Origin of the sequence: Mycobacterium parmense, from assembly GCF_010730575.1 — a bacterium.
Taxonomy (GTDB): Bacteria; Actinomycetota; Actinomycetes; order Mycobacteriales; family Mycobacteriaceae; genus Mycobacterium; species Mycobacterium parmense.
Genome location: NZ_AP022614.1, coordinates 1,928,583 through 1,944,663 on the forward strand (window position 1 = coordinate 1,928,583; position 16,081 = coordinate 1,944,663).

The window sequence follows — 16,081 nt, forward strand, 5'->3', positions numbered from 1 at the left end:
CCGTTCGCTATTGCGTCGGCTCGGACGCGGCGACGGACTCCGCTCCGTTCACCTCCAACGCCGACTCCGGGACCTGGCCGGCCAGGTACTCGGCGAGCGACCCGATGGTCGGGTAGTCGAACACCGCGGTCGCACTGATCGTGAACGCGCCACCGAACTGGGGCAGCAACCGGTTGCTGAACTCGACGGCCATCAGGGAGTCCGTGCCCAGCTCCAGGAAGCGGCTGGTCGCGGCCGGCGGTTGCGCGAGCCTCAGGAAGTTCTGCACTTCGTGGCGCAGGTACTCGGTGAGGAAACTGCCGCGCTGCGCCTCGGGCACGTCGTGCAGCTGCCGGAGCAGCTCGCTGTCGCCGCGCGCCGCCGTAACGTCGCTCGGCAGCACGTGGTCGAGCATCGCCGGCCGGGAACTGCCCAGCCCCTTCGCGGCACGCTGCCAGTTCGCCTTGAGAACCGTTGCCTGCGCGGTTCCGTTGGCGACGACCTCGTCGAGCGCGCTGAGGGCGGCCGTGGGTTCCAGCGGAATTAGGCCCTGCGCACTGAGATTGGCGCGAGCGGCGTGCGAGGTGGCCATGCCGCCCTTGGCCCACGGGCCCCAGTTGATGCCGGTGGCGGGCAGGCCCTGCGCCCGGCGATCGGCAACGAGACCGTCGAGCAGCGCGTTGGCGGACGCGTAGTTGGCCTGGCCGGGCGAACCGATCACGCTGGCCGCCGAGGAGTACATGACGAAGAACTCGAGATCGTCGTCCCTGGTCAGGCGGTCCAAGTAGCGGGCGCCGAACGCCTTGGGCGCCAGCGTGGTCCGGAAATGCTCCACACTCTGCTGCGTCAGCAGCGCGTCGTCGAGCACACCCGCCAGGTGAGCCACCCCCGCCAGCGGCGGCAACTCGGCGCGGATCCGCTCCAGCAGCGTCGCCACCTCGGACTCGTCACCGACGTCGGCCGTGAAGGTGTGGATGCGGCACCGGTAGCGCTCGGTGATGTCGTCGATCGAGCGTTGCGCCTCCGCGTCGGGCGCGCGCCGGCTGGTCAGCACGATGTCGCCGGCCCCGAGTTGGGCCAGATGCGCCGCCGTGAACAGGCCCAGTGCGCCGAGGCCGCCGGTGATCAGGTAGCTCCGGTCGCCGCGCGGCTGCAGCGGTCTGGGCATCTGCAGCACGATCTTGCCGATGTGCCGCGCCTGCTGCATCCGGCGGAACGCGCTCTTCGCCTCCGTCACCGGGTAGACCTCGGCGGCGATCGGCTCCAACTCGCCGTTGGCCATGCTCTCGGCGACCTCGGCCAGCAGTCTGCCCACCCGCTCGGGTTCGGCCTCGATGCACCCGTCCAGCGCGATGATCTCGTAGCTGATATCGGGACGGGCCGCCGCCATCTGCTCGCGCGTCCAGATGTCCCGCTTGGCGATCTCGGCGAACCGGCCGCCCTGTGCGGTCGCCCGCACGGTCGCTTCGATGAATCCCTCGTTGGTCAGGCTGTTGAGCACCACGTCCACACCGGCGCCCCCGGTGTCGGCGAGGATCTGATCCGCGAAGTCCGTACTGCGCGAGTCGTACACGTGCTCGACGCCCATCTTGCGCAGGGCAGCCCGCTTGTAGGTGCTTGCCGTCGCGAAGACCGTCGCACCGCGCTGCCGGGCCATCTGGACCGCCGCCAGACCGACGCCACCGCTGGCGGCGTGGATCAGCACCCGGTCACCGGGTCCCACGTTCGCCCAGTCGAAGGCGAGCCGGGTGGTCAGCGCCCCGGCGGGTATCGTCGCCGCGGCCACCGAGCTGATCCCATTCGGCACGGGCGTCAGGAACTGCGCCGGCGCGTTGACCCGCGTGGCGAACGACCCCGGCATGAAGCCGAAGACCCGCTGGCCGACCTCCAACCCGGTGACCCCGGCGCCCAACTCCGTGACGACGCCGGCGAGGTCGCCGCCGCCGATCTGCCCCGGGTCGCCGGGGTACAGGCCGAGCACGTTGAGCACGTCCCGGAAGTTCAGACCCGCGGCCTCGACCCGGATCTGCACCTCGCCCGCCGCCGGTGCGGGCACCTGGGTCTCGAACAGACGAAGGTTGTCGATCGCGCCGCGTTCGGTGGGCGCCAGGACGTAATCCGCTGAGCGGGGCACCGCGAGGTGCCCGCTGCGCCCCCACGGCAGCAGCCTGGGCACCAGGTACTTCCCTTGCCGCAGCGCGAGTTCGGGCTCCTCGCCGGGGGTGCCGAGCAACCCGGCCAGCGACCGCGCGGCGTCATCGAATCCGTCGTAGTCGACCAGCCTGCACCGCAGCATCGGCTGCTCGGTGATGACGGTGCGCCCGAAGCCCCACAGCGCCGACTGCGCCGGGTCGACCGGCTCGCCGGGTTCGGTGGCCACGCCCCGTTCGGTGAGAATCCACAGCCCGCCGGTGAGTTTCATGTCGTGCTGCGCCAGCAGCGTCCGTACGACGGTGACCAGCTCGTCGATCTCGGTCTCGAGTCGCGCGGCGAAGTCGGCGTTCGACTCGTCGGCGTCGGGTCGCGCGGTGCCGCGCCACACGATGCCGCAGACGGGGGCGCTCCGCTCCTGGGCCTGCGCCAGGAGCCGCGTCCAGGCTTCGGGATCGGTGGTGCGCCCGACCGCGACGGCGTTCGGTAGCGCCGCCGCCAGTTCGTCGAATCCGGCGATCAGCCAGGTGCCCTCGCCGTTGTCGGCGGCGTTGCCCGACGGCGGCGGCACCTCCTCCCAGCCCAGCGTGTACAGATTGCGGGTCGCGTCGCCGCCGATGCCCCGCAGCAGCGCCTCCCGGGGGGCCCGCTTCACCGTGAACTCGCGCACCTCGCCCAACTGGCGGCCTTCCCGATCCACGAAATCGAGGTCGAAGACCTGGGTTTCGCTGTCGGGACCGCCGCTGTTCCACCGGGCTCGGCAATAGAAGCGCCGCGGCAGCGTCTCCCGCAGCACCACCCGTCCGTACCGCAGCGGCAGGAACAGGTCGGTCATGGCATCGCCGTGCTCGTTCTCGGTGAGAACCGCCGGGAAGGCCGGGAAGGCCACGCCGGTGCACAGGTCCAGCAGCACCGGGTGGATCGGCTCGCCGCCGAGCTGTTCGGCGAGCTCGTCGCCGATGGAGATATCGCCCACCGCCTCGCCGTCACCGGACCACAGCGACTTCAGCGACGTCGACCAGGTGGGACCCCAGGTGAGCTCCATGTCGGCGAAGGTGTCGAACAGCTGCTGCGGGCGCATGCGGCCCAACCGCTCGCACGCGGAGTCGATGGACTCCGTCGGCTCCGGCGCCGGCGCGTCGTCGATGCTGTCGGCGATCCGGCCGTCGGCGTTGAGCGCCCACTCGGCGCCGCGATCGCCGTACGGGCGGCTGTGCACCTGGAAGGTCCAGCCGCCACCGTCTTCGACCGGATGGACGCTCAGCTGCACCTCCCGAGACGTCTTGTCGCCCAGAATGATCGGCTCGTAGAAGAACACCTCGCGCACCTGTGCCGGCGTCCCGACCGCGGCCAGGGCCATGGCCGCGTACGTCGCTCCCGGCACGACGACGGTGCCGTAGATGACGTGATGGGCCAGCCACGGCTGCGTCTTGATCGACCACCGGCTGGTGTAGACCGCGTCGCCCGAGGCGAGATCCTTGGCGCTGCCCAGGATTCCGGATGTGATGACACCCTGACCGTCCACGCCGCGGATGTCGGCCGATTTGGGCCAGAACCGGCGGCGCTGGAACGGGTAGGTGGGCAGTTCGAGCCGTCGGTGCATCCGGTGGTGCACCGCGGCGAAGTCGGGCCGATGTCCGGCGACGTAGGCCGCGGCCAGCGCCTCGGCCATCTGACGCCGGGCGTCGGTGCCCTTGCGCAGCGAGACCACCGCTTGCGGCGCGGCCGACGAGTCCGGCCAGGCCTGCAGCGCGGCTCCGGTCAGGACCGGCTGCGGGCCGATCTCCATCAGCACCGAGCAGCCGAGCTTCGCGACGGTCTGCACACTTTCGGCGAACTGCACGGGCTGGCGGGAATGCCGCCGCCAGTAGTGGGCGTCCAGCGGGTTTTCCGCCGTCAGCACGGCGCCGGTGCGGTTGCACACCAGCGGCAGGGCGGGAACGGCGAATTCGAATCCCTTGGCGTAGGCCTCGAATTCGTCGAGCGCCGGCTCCAGCAGTTCGGAGTGGAAGGCGTGACTGGTGTCGAGCCAGGTGCACCGGATCTCGTCGGCGGTGAGCTTCTCGACGATCTGTTCGAGGTCGCCGCCCGGGCCCGACAGCACCGTGTTGGGACCGTTGTAGGCGGCCACCGAGATGTGCGGGAAGTCCTCGGCGGCGCGCTCCACCCGCTGCGGGTCGGCGAACACCGCCACCATGCGGCCACCTTCCGGCAGCTCGCCGAACAGCCGGCCGCGTTCGGCCATCAGCCGGGCCCCGTCCTCGAGGCTGAACACGCCGGCCACACACGCCGCCGCGTACTGGCCGACGCTGTGCCCCAGCACCACGTCGGGCTCGATGCCCCACGACTGCCACAACCGGGCCAGGCCCATCTCGACGGCGAACAGCGCCGGCTGCGCAAACGACGTGTGCCGCAGCGTTTCAGCGCCGGTCTCGCCGGTGTCGAACAGCACCTCCAGCAACGGGCGCGGCAGCAGCCCGTCGACGGCCTCGGCGCACCGGTCCACCGTTTCGGCGAACACCGGCTCGCTGTCGTACAACTCGCGCGCCATGCCCGGGTACTGGCTGCCCTGCCCCGTGAATAACCACGCCGTCTTCGGCGGGTCGCCGCACACGCCCCGCACGGCCCCGGGGCCCAGCTTGTTCTCGGCCAGACCGGCCAGCAGTTCGCGCGCGCCCTGAACCGAATCCACGACCAGCGCGGCCCGGTGCTCGAAATGCGAACGCCCCACCCCGGCGGTGAAGCACACGTCGGCAAGGTCGGCCGCCGGATGCGCCTCGAGCCAGTCCCCGTATTCCTGCGCCAACTCGGTCAGCGCCTCCGGTGAGCGCGCCGACAACGGCAGCACGCCGACCTGTTCGCCCGCGGCGTCGGGCTGCGCGGCCTCGGGCTGCACCGCGCCGGTGACCGGCGCCGGCGCTTCCTCGATCAGCACGTGGGCGTTGGTGCCGGAGAAGCCGAACGAGCTCGTTCCCGCGCGGCGCGGCCTGCCGTTGGCCCGCCAGGCAATCGGCTTGTCCACGACCCGCACCGGCAGGGAGTCCCACGGGATGTTCGGCGAGGGGTTCTCGAAATGCAGGTTGCGCGGCAACATCTCGTGCTGCAGCGACAACACGACCTTGATCAGCCCGGCGATGCCCGCGGCCGATTCGAGGTGCCCGATGTTGGTCTTCGCCGATCCGATCAGCAGCGGCCGGTTGGGGTCGCGGCCGGAACCGTAGACGGCCGCGGCGGCCTGCACCTCGATGGGGTCGCCCAACGAGGTGCCCGTGCCGTGCGCCTCGAGGTAATCGACGTCGCGGCCCTCGACCCCGGCGCGTGCCAGCGTCGCGGCGATAAGGCGCTGCTGCGCACCGCCGTTGGGCACCGTCAAGCCGCTGGACGCGCCGTCCTGGTTGACGGCGCTGCCCCGGATCACCGCGCAGATCTGGTCGCCGTCGCGCTCCGCGTCGCTGAGCCTCTTGAGCACCAGGATCCCGCAGCCTTCGCTGCGCGCGTAGCCGTTGGCGGCGGCGTCGAAGGTCTTGCACCGGCCGTCCGCGGACAGCATCCTGGCCCGCGAGGTGGCGACGATGGAGGCCGGGCTCACCAGGACGTTCACCCCGCCGGCCAGCGCCATGTCGCAGTCCCCGGAATGCAGGGCCTGGCAGGCCTGGTGGACGGCCACCAGCGATGCGCTGCACGCGGTGTCCACCGCCATCGCCGGCCCCTCCAGGCCGAGCGCGAACGCGACCCGGCCCGCGATGACGTTGAGGGCGTTGCCGGTGATGAAGTGGGCCTCGATGGTTTCCACGGAGCTGGCGTTGAGCAGCTGCGAATACTCGTTGGCGGCGACGCCCACGAACACGCCGGTCCGGCTGCCGCGCAGCGCCGCGGGCGAGTACCCGGCGCGTTCCAGTCCCTCCCAGGAGATTTCGAGCATCAGCCGCTGCTGTGGGTCCATCCACACGGCCTCGCGGGGGGAGATGCCGAAGAACTCCGGATCGAATCCGTCGATGCTTTCCAGGTATCCGCCGTAGCGGGTGTAGATCTTGCCCGGCGCCTCGGGATCGGGGTCGTAGTACTCGTCGACGTCGAAGCGGTCTTCCGGGATCTCGCGGATCGCGTCGACGCCGCCGGACAGCAGCTCCCAGTACGCCTCGGGGTCGGGGGCACCCGGGAAACGGCAGGCCACGGCGACGATCGCGATCGGCTCGTCGGAGCGCATCGTGACCGCCGGATCCAACCGGCTCGGCCGGCTGTCCACCGAGGCAGCCTCTTTGGTGGTTCCGGGTGCGCCGAAGCTCAGGACGTCACCCAACAGGAAATCGGCGACGTCGACCAGCCGGGGGTAGTCCATCGCGAGGGTCGACGGCAGCTCCTTGCCCACCGCCTGCTCGACGCGGCGCCGCAGCTCGACGGCCATCAGCGAGTCCATCCCGACGTCGAAGAACCCGGCCTCGTCGCGGATCTCGGCGGGGTCGATCCGGGTGACCTCGGCGACGACGTCACGCAGGTAGTCGACGACCAGCTTCTTGCGCTGCTGCACCGGAGCGACGGTGAGTTGCTCGACCAGCCGCGTGGTCCCGGCCGCCGCGACCGGCGCCGCAGCGGCCTCGGGCACCTCGCGCTCCAGCTCCGACAGGAAGGCGCGCTTCCCGGCCAGCTGATACAGCGGCAGGAAGCCGGCCCAGTCGATGCGGGCCACGATGCCGTGTGATGCGCCCTTGGCCGACGAGGCCACCATGAGTTCGGCCATCCCCGCCAGCGCGTCGGCGGGTGACAGGGGCCGGACACCTCGCTTGTCGAGTTCGGCGCGGGCGGCCTCGTCGGCCATGCCCGCCGCCGACCACGGCCCGAAGTTGACGCTGATTGCGGGCACGCCCCGCTCGCGCTGGCGCCACGCCAGCCCGTCGAGGAACGCGTTGGCCGCGCTGTAGGCGCTCTGGCCGAAGCTGCCCCACGCCGCGGAGATCGAGGAGGTGCTGAGGAAGAAGTCCAGGCGGGTGCCCGCCGTGGCCTCGCTCAGATTCCAGGCGCCCCAGACCTTTCCGGCGAACACCCGGTCGACCTCGGCGTCGTCCAACGTTTGCAGCGGCGTGTTGCCGATCTCGCCGGCGGCATGCACGATCCCGGCCAGCGGCGGCAGTTCGGCCTGCACGGTCGACAGCAGGCGAGCGACGTCGTGCGGATTGCCGACGTCGGCCGCCACCACCCGGACGTCGCACCCGTGCTGTTCGCGCATCGCGTCGATGTGCTGTTGCGCGGCCTCGCCGGGCGAGCGCCGGCTGGTCAGCACCAGGTGGCGCGCGCCCTGCGCGGCCAGGTACCCGGCGATCTCCAGCCCGACCCCGCCGAGCCCGCCGGTCACCAGATACGTGGCGTCGGCGCGCAGTCCCAGCGGCGACGTGACGGGCAGCCCCGCGCGTCGAACCAGCCTGGGGACGTAGACGGCTTGATCCCGCAGCGCGACTTGGTCCTCGGCGCGGGGCGCGGCGAGGACGTAGTCGATCAGCCGCGACCACACCCCGCCGTCGGGGGCGCCGCCCTCGGACAGATCCGCCAGTCCGCCCCACAGGCGTGGATATTCCAACGCGGCGGCGCGACCGAACCCCCACAGGCTCGACTGCACCGGAGACACCTTGTCCGCGTTGGTGACCCGTTGCGCTCCGCGGGTCACCAGCCAGATGGGTGCGCGCAACTCGGCGGCGGCCGCGGCGCGGAAGAGCCGCCGCGTTCCGCCCAGGACGTGATGCTGCATCCGCAACAACGACTGCATCGAGGGCGCGGTCTCGGAGTCCAGCGCCGCGACGTGCAGGATGCGCAGCGCCGGGTCGTCGTCGACCGCGGCGCGCAGCGTCGCCTCGAGCCGCTTCTCGTCGGCGTCGGACATGGGCAGCCCGAGGACCCGGTGCCCATGGCCGCGCGCGCTGAGCGCGTCGGCCAGCGGCGCAACCGTCGCGGCGTCGTCGCTGACGATGAGCCACGCCGATCCTTCGCCCCCCTTGGCGGCCGCGGATGTTTTCGCGGTACCGGCGGCAGACTTCTGCCAGCGGATCTCGTAACGGGAGTCGGTGATGGACTGCACCTGCCGCTGTTGGTTGTGTTGCGCGGCGAGCTGTCTGAGCACATCGACGGTCTGTTGGCTGTCACCGTTGCCGCCGAGCAGCGCGGCCAGCTCCTCGAACTGGCCGTCCTCCAGCAGCCGCACCGCTTCGGTGCGGGCGGCCTGGGTGTCGGCGGAGGACTGAGCGGTGGGCTTGCTGCGCTGCTCGCGGAACCAGTACTGGCGATGCTGGAACGGGTAGGTGGGCAGGTCGAGCTTGCGCGCCGGTCCCGGCGGCAGGGCACCGAAGTCCGGCACGTGTCCGACGACGTAGGCGTTGGCCAGGGCTTCGGTGATCTGGCGGTGGTCGGCGATGTTGCGGCGCAGCGACGCGATGGCCCGCGGCGCCGTCGCCGGGTCCGGCCACGCCCGCATGGCGGCGGCGGTGAGCACCGGCTGCGGGCCGACCTCGAGCAGCATCGTGCACCGGAGGTCGGCCAGCGTGCGCACGCTCTTGGCGAACTCGACGGGCTGGCGCGCGTGGCGGCGCCAGTAGGCGCCGTCGAGTTTCGCGCTCCTGCCGAGGGCCGCGCCGGTGCGGTTGCAGACCAGTGTCCGTTGGGGCGGCGCGAACTCGAATCGGTTCGCATACGACTCGAACTCGTCGAGGACGGGTTCCAGCAGCGCCGAGTGGAACGCGTGGCTGGTTTCCAGCCAGTCGCAGCGCACGCCGTCGCCCTCCAGCAGGGCCACCGCGCGCTCGAGGTCGTCCGCGGGCCCCGACAGCACGGTGTTGGCGCCGTTGTAGGCGGCCACCGACAGGTTCGGGAATTCGTCGGTCAGGCTCTCCACCCGCTCGGCGGCGGCGAACACCGCGACCATCCGCCCGCCGGCGGGCAGGCTGCCGAACAGCCGGCCACGCTCGGCGAGCAACAAGGCCCCGTCCTCGAGGCCGAACACACCGGCGACGCAGGCCGCCGTGTACTGGCCCACGCTGTGGCCGATCACCACGTCGGGCTCGAAGCCCCACGATTGCCAGAGCCGGGCCAGGCCCATCTCGACGGCGAACAGGGCGGGCTGGGCGTAGGCGGTCTGCCGCAGCGTGTCGTCACCGTCGGGATCGAAGATGACGTCCAGCAGCGGCTTTTCCAGCACCTCGGCGACCGCCGCCGCGCACCGGGTCATGGTCTCGGCGAACACCGGTTCGGTCTCGAACAGCTCGCGGGCCATGCCGGCGTACTGGCTGCCCTGCCCCGGGAACAGCCACGCGGTCCGCGGCTTGTCGGAACACTCCCCCTTGGTCAGACCGGGCGCGGGGCGACCTTCGGCGAGCGCCCCGAGGCACTCGCGCGCGGATTCCATCGAGTTGACCACAAGGGCGGCCCGGTGCTCGAAGTGCGACCGCGCGGCCCCGGCGGTGAAGCACAGGTCGGCCAGCGAGGCGTCCGGGTGCTCGGCCAGCCAGCTGCCGTATTGCTCGGCGAGCTGCGTCAGTGCGGCCGGGCTGCGCGCCGACAGCGGCAACAGGCTGAAGCGCCTGTCGTCGGATGCCACCGGCTCCGCCTGCGCGGCGCTCACCGCGGTGGGGGCTTCCTCGATGATGACGTGTGAGTTGGTCCCGGAGAACCCGAACGAGCTGACCCCGGCGATCCGGGGCCGTCCGCCGCGCTCCCACGGCACGGCCTCGTCCACGACCCGCACCGCGAGCCGGTCCCAGGGGATGTGCGGCGACGGCTTCTGGAAGTTCAGGTGCTTCGGCAACACCTCGTGCTCGAGGGACAGGATCACCTTGATCAGGCCCGCGATCCCCGCGGCGGCCTCCAGGTGGCCGATGTTGGTCTTGACCGACCCGATCAGCAGCGGCCGGTCCGCCTCGCGGCCCGCGCCGAGCACGGCGCCCGCGGCCTGCACCTCGATGGGGTCGCCCAGCGACGTCCCGGTCCCGTGTGCCTCGAGGTAGCCGACGTCGCCGGGGGCGACGCCCGCGGCTTCCAGCGCTTCGGTGATGACGCGTTGCTGCGCGACGCCGTTGGGCACCGTCAGCCCGCCCGAGGCGCCGTCCTGGTTGATCGCGCTCCCCCGGATGACGGCCCGGATCCGGTCGCCGTCGCGGATGGCGTCCTCGAGCCGCTTGACGATGACGACGCCGCAGCCCTCGCCGCGCACGTAACCGTCGGCGGCCGCGTCGAACGTCTTGCACTTGCCGTCCGGGGCCAGCATGTGGGCGTGGGAGAAGGTCATCGCGGTCTTCGCGCTGAGCATGACGTTGACGCCGCCGGCCAGCGCAAGGTCACACTCCTTGAGGCGCAGCGCCTGGCACGCCTGGTGGACGGCCACCAGCGACGAGCTGCACGCCGTGTCGACGGACACCGCCGGGCCCTGCAGCCCCAGCCCGTAACTGATCCGGCCCGCGCCGGCCGCCGACGACGTACCGATGGCCACGTACGCCTCGATCTCGTCGTAACTCAGCTGCTCGGAGATCAGTCCGAGGTAGTCGTGGGTGCCCAGACCCATGAACACACCGGTCTTGGTGTTCGCCAGCGCCGACGGCGCGGTGCCCGAGTGCTCGACCGCCTGCCACGCCGTCTCCAGCAGCAGCCGGTGTTGCGGGTCGATCAGCATGGTCTCGCGGTTCGACAGCCCGAAGAAGGGTGCGTCGAAACCCGTCACGTCATCGATGAACCCCGCCCGGCGGCTGACGATCTTGCCCGGCGCGTCGGGATCGGGGTCGAAGAACTCGTCGACGTCCCAACGGTCCGGGGGCACCTCTGACACCGCGTCCCGACCCTGCGCCAGCACGTCCCAGAACGCCTCCGCATCGGGAGCGCCCGGCACGCGCACCGCGTAGCCGACTATCGCGAAACTCTCGGTCATTTCTGGCCACCCGCCGACTCGAGTTGCTTCTCGTCGCCGATCAAAATGTAAAAGCTGCCAGCGCAATCACCTTTGATGCTCAACCGCGTCTCCAGACCATCTACTGAACATGGGTGTAACAAGTTCTAAACCATACTTGTGGGCGTGACGCGTGTCACGCGGACCCATGTCTGGTTTGTTCAGGCAGCGCTGCGGCGGTGGCCACCAGCTGTGACCAGCAACGATGGTTGTGGTGCGGTTCGCGCGCCGTCGGAAAGGGTTGAGCTTTTCAGGGCCGGAATTTTCGCGCCTCGTTAGTGCCGGGAGCTAACTGTGCCCCAAAGTGGCCAGCATCACACGGTGACCAAAAGCTGCCGGAGCGCCGGCTGCGGAACACGCGCTTTCAGTACTGCGCGTCGGCTTCGATCAGCCCGCTGGCCGCCGGCGGGCGAAATTCTCCAGCAGGTCGGTGGCGGCCGCGGCGCTTTTGGCGGGTTCGGTGATGTGGGTGGCGAGCGCGCCGGCACGCTCGGCGTAGTCAGGCGCGAGAATGGTGCTCAGATCTGCCACCAGCGATTCCTCGGTCGCGCTCGAGAAGCGCCGCGCGGTGCCCACCTTGAGCCGCTTGACCGCGGCCCCGTAGACCGCATGGACGAGATCCCAGAACAGGATCAGTTGGGGGACCCCCGCGCGCATCGCGATGGGCGTGGTGCTCGAGCCCCCGTGGTGGACGACGGCGCGGCAGGCCGGGAAGACCGTGGCGTAGTTCATCGTGCCCACGACTTTGACGTGGTCGAAATGCGGGACGTCGCCGAAATCGGTGCCCGCGGCGCCGACCAGCGCGCGCTCGCCGAGCCGCGAGCATGCGGCGGCGATCATGGCGATCGTGTCGGCCGGCGATTCCACCGGGATGCTGCCGAAGCCGAAGAAGACCGGCGGTGTCCCCGCGGCGATCCACGACGCGACCTCCTCGTCGGCGTCCGTCTGCAGATCGAGGGTCAGGGTGCCGACGAAGGGCCGTTGCCCGGCCCGCGCCGCCCATTCTCGTGCCAGGCCGGGAAAGCACGCCTCGTCGTAGGCCTGTATTTCCAGCGACCCGCGTTCGGTGATCCGTCGCGGGGCGGAGCCGCTCGCCGGCGGTAGGCCGAGTTCGAGGCGCTGGGCGTTTTCGGCCTTCTTCATCCCGCGCCACGACACCCACCAGAAGGCCGCGACCGCCTGGCGGGCCAGGGGTGCGGGCAGGAACCGCAGGGTCTGCCCGTTGGGCCGCAGCGGGAAGTAGTGGAGCGTGGCCAGCGGGATGTCGAAATGTTCGGCGACGTTGGCGGCGGCGTCCTCGAAGTTGATGCCCGTGAAGATGAGGTCGGCCCCGTCGGCCAGCGACGTCAGCGTCGTGCTCATCTCCTGCCAGCCCCGCAGCAGCGGCCCCGCGATGTCAAGCCGGGACGTGATCAGCTTGCGGATCCGCCAGGGATGGCTGAAAAAGCAGGTCCAGAATTCGCGGTGGGCGTCCAGAATGGACCGCGCCTCCGGCCCGAAGCCCACCGCCGGCACCCCGGCGGCCTCGGTGAAGCCGACCAGGTCGGGCGGCACGGCCATGCACACGTCGTGGCCCCGGCGCACCAGCTCGCGGCCGACGGCCAGGTTGGGCTCGACGTCGCCGCGACTTCCCCAGCTCGCCAGCACGAATTTCATCGCGGACCCCAGCCTTTCACCCGCCGATCCCGGCTCAGCCGCCCGGCAGCATAACCCGATCGCGCGCAGGGCACCTCGAATTCGAAGCCGGCGCCGACCCCGAGGGGAGCGATCACCCGAGACACGGTGCTCCGCTCCGGTCAATTGGCCGCCTCGTAAAATACCGAGCTTCAGCTCCTTCCGAATGGCCGCCCGTAGGAACGGACCGATACCGCCGGAACTACATCAACAGCGCCGAATCGATTCGGCAACGACCACCCAATTCGTCTCGCACTTACGGCAAACCGACCCGCAACAAATGGCAGCAAGTGCTGCTACCATCCTGCGGTGCGGACGCAGCGTCGAGAACGTGCTGAGCGGAGAGCGGGGCGTGCCCGGATGGCACCGGCTCGCGGAGAGGCCGCCGACGGAGCCAGTTATGTGGACCGGAACTCGGTGCTGCGAATTGCCGCGGCTATGTTCGAGTCCGCGTCGACGCCATGGGATTTCTTCAAAAAAACGATTGCGATCCCTTCGCTGGCTCGCCATTTTTACCAGCCGACGGGTTCGGAGTGCGAAGAGTATCACAAGTGGTTCTATAACACCGGAGTGTTCAACCACATGACCTGGATGGGCGTCATGTGCCAGAAGTCGGCCAGTGACATGTGGAATTACCAGGAGATTCTCTTTGAACTGAAGCCTTCCCTGGTAATCGAATTCGGCACAAACCAGGGTGGCTCGGCGTTATTCTTCGCCAGCGTCATGAGGCAGATCGGCGCACCATTCAAGGTGCTTTCCGTTGACGTTTACCACGGCCCGCTCGAGCCCCGAGCTCGGCGCGATTCCGATATCTTGTTCGTCGAATCGCGGTCCACGGTCCCGGCTGTAGCGCAGCATATCCAGCGCCTCAAAGAGGAGTACCCGGGCAGGATATTCGCGATCCTGGACAGCGACCACTCCATGAATCACGTGCTGGCCGAGATGAAACTTCTGCGGCCGCTTCTCTCCGCCGGCGATTACCTGATCGTCGAGGACTCGAACATGAACGGACACCCCGTCCTGCCCGGATGGGGACCCGGACCCTACGAAGCCATCGAGGCATACGAACGGGAATTCCCGAACGACTACAAGCACGACGTGGCGCGGGAGAACAAATTCGGCTGGACGCAGGCGCCCAACGGATACCTCATCCGCAACTAGCCGCGGGGGCAGGACTTCGTCGGGCCCCTACCCCTACCTGGGCGGGGATCCGGCGCCCGCGGCCAGGAATTCGTTGAGGTAACGGGTCGGCTTGAGGTTGAGCAAGCGCTCTCGGTCGGCCTTGAGATCCGCGTAGGTGAGCGCCTCGACCTGTTCCACGGAGTAGGGCAACGTCGATTCGGGGGATCCCTTGCGGACGAAGCCGACACCCTGGTCGCACTTCAGCACGCCGACCAGCAGATCGGGCCGGGTGCTGCGGAGCTGGACGATCGCCTTCCACACGTCGCCGTTCCAGATCCCGATCACCAGCGGTCCCGACTGCTGCGCAACGAATTCGTCCCACGATTCCGCACGACGGCCGGCCAGGGCGAATGGTGGGTTGCAGTCGTGCAGGAAGATGACGCCGTCGTCGCGCAGATAACGCAGGGTGTATTCGACGTCGCGCACGACCTGCTCGTAGGTGTGCAGCCCATCGATCAGCGCGACGTCAATCGGATGCCGCTCGAGGAACGCCGTCTCGTTCTCGAAGAACGCGTCGCTGGTCGTCTCGAAGTAGTGGGTCTCGCGGCCCTTGGCGTCGGAGAGTTGGCGCGTGCGCTCCGAAAGCTTGAACGCCGGGTCGACAGCGATCTTCACATCGGCGGCGATCCGCTGGAACGCCTGTCCCCGCGAAACGCCGATCTCCAGATACACGGGGTCCGGACGCCCGGCAAGCGCCCGCTGCACGGCCCTGATCCGGTTCACGCCCGGCCACGCGTCCGCCAACATCACCAGCCCGTTGTTGATGTTCACGCAACGATCCTCTCCATTAAACGCGTGTCTGACAAGCGCGTCGGAAGCGGCGCAGTCAGCTCGAAGCCCGATTGGTCTCTGCGTCAAGCCGGCTGGTTCGCGCGAGCTTGCCCAGCCCGGTGATCTCCAGGCTGACCGACTTCCGTTGCCCGGCGGCGCCCAGCATGAAGGCGATGTCACCCACCGGCGCGCCCAACCAGAATCGCCAGAAGCGCTTCCGGAAGAACGTCCACGCGTAGCTCCCGTCGCCCATCGACCAGTACGCGGCGATCAAGAGCACGTAGTACACCGCGCGCTTCCAGCGCGCGGTGACCATCGCGAAATTCATCTCCCACGCCTCGAGCCCCCACGCCCGGTACCGCCATTCCAGCTCGTATCTTTTCTGGAACTCGTAGAAGGCCAGCATCTCGCCGTTGGTCACCAGGTACTCGTCGAAGACGAGGATCGACCCCTCGACGAAGCGCTCTTTGCACGTTTCCAGCGCGTGCACGCAGCTCTCGTAGGTGTCCAGGTCCATGTGGAAAAGCGCGATCGGCGTGTCAGGACGTTCGGCCAGGAACGGGGCCAGTGTGTCGTAGGTCATTCCCTTGATGAACTGCACCTTCCGGCCCATCGCGTCAGGCACCCCGTCGTGCAACGTCACGCCGGTGTCCCGGATGAAGCGTTGGGCGAAAGGCTCCGTCAGGGCGAAGGTGCCACGCTTGATGACGGCCTGGTCGTCGATCTGCCAGTCCTCGACCAGGCCCTCGAAGGTATCGAAGCCGTATACCGTGCGGCCGCACGAATCAGATATGAGTCTTGTCGACCAGCCGAGCCACACCCCCAGATCGAGCAGCAATCCGTCAGGGTGCCGGCACGACCGCGCCAGTCGCGTGGCCTCCCACATCAACGTGTGACCCCGAATCCGGCACCGACGCAGGTCGGCCAGCGTGCGGCCGATGAACGCGCGGTAGGCGTCGTCATAAACCCTGATGTCGCGCGCGTACAGGTTCGGAATGAAGCGGTCGCGGCCCGGGTAAAGCAAGCGCGCACATACGAGGGCCAGGAGAAGCAGACCGATCGCGACCAGCAGAACGGGCTCCAAGTAGCACGCTGCCGCCACACCGACCGCGATGGCGATGAGAATCGCTTTCCATATGAGATGCAGGCTCGTCCGGTCCACGCTTCGCGTGTCGGCCGCGACCACCGCCTCGCCTCCAGGTTCTCGGCCGGTTCGAGGCCCACTAGACGGCATCACTCCACCACCCGTTGGCAGGTTCCCGCCTCGAAGAGGTCAACCTTCAGACCGCCTTCCGTGCCTTCCGCGACAGCCGGAGAGCACGAGGCTCCCGAGCCGACAACATACCAACCTGTTCGACAGGTGTGTGATAATGCCTCGATTCGTTGACCGCATTCTCCTAGCTGAGT

Annotated in this window: 5 protein-coding genes; 1 reads left to right on the top strand and 4 read right to left on the bottom strand. The window is 69.3% G+C overall.

Going from position 1 to position 16,081, the window contains the following annotated elements; all coding sequences use genetic code 11:
• Positions 1 to 7 precede the first annotated feature (7 nt).
• Both G6N48_RS08660 and G6N48_RS08665 read right to left on the bottom strand, forming a co-directional pair.
• A complete protein-coding gene (locus G6N48_RS08660; protein ID WP_163670809.1) occupies positions 8 to 11,029 on the bottom strand; it encodes a type I polyketide synthase in 11,022 nt (3,673 codons plus the stop codon).
• A 405-nt stretch (positions 11,030 to 11,434) separates the two neighbouring features.
• On the bottom strand, positions 11,435 to 12,703 hold the full coding sequence (locus G6N48_RS08665) for a glycosyltransferase (RefSeq protein WP_085269528.1): 1,269 nt from the start codon (positions 12,701 to 12,703) through the stop codon (positions 11,435 to 11,437).
• A 456-nt stretch (positions 12,704 to 13,159) separates the two neighbouring features.
• On the opposite strand from G6N48_RS08665, the gene G6N48_RS08670 reads away from it, so the two are divergent.
• A complete protein-coding gene (locus G6N48_RS08670) occupies positions 13,160 to 13,882 on the top strand; it encodes a rhamnosyl O-methyltransferase (protein ID WP_085269531.1) in 723 nt (240 codons plus the stop codon).
• Positions 13,883 to 13,915: 33 nt separating this feature from the next.
• On the opposite strand, the gene G6N48_RS08675 is transcribed toward G6N48_RS08670, so the two are convergent.
• Together G6N48_RS08675 and G6N48_RS08680 are read right to left on the bottom strand one after the other, a co-directional pair.
• The gene (locus G6N48_RS08675) at positions 13,916 to 14,650 is read right to left on the bottom strand and encodes a class I SAM-dependent methyltransferase (protein WP_085269530.1); all 735 of its coding nucleotides are present in this window, start codon (positions 14,648 to 14,650) and stop codon (positions 13,916 to 13,918) included.
• A gap of 79 nt (positions 14,651 to 14,729) precedes the next feature.
• Positions 14,730 to 15,860: a class I SAM-dependent methyltransferase gene (locus G6N48_RS08680; RefSeq protein ID WP_085269527.1), complete on the bottom strand. Its 1,131-nt coding sequence runs from the start codon at positions 15,858 to 15,860 to the stop codon at positions 14,730 to 14,732.
• Positions 15,861 to 16,081 lie beyond the last annotated feature (221 nt).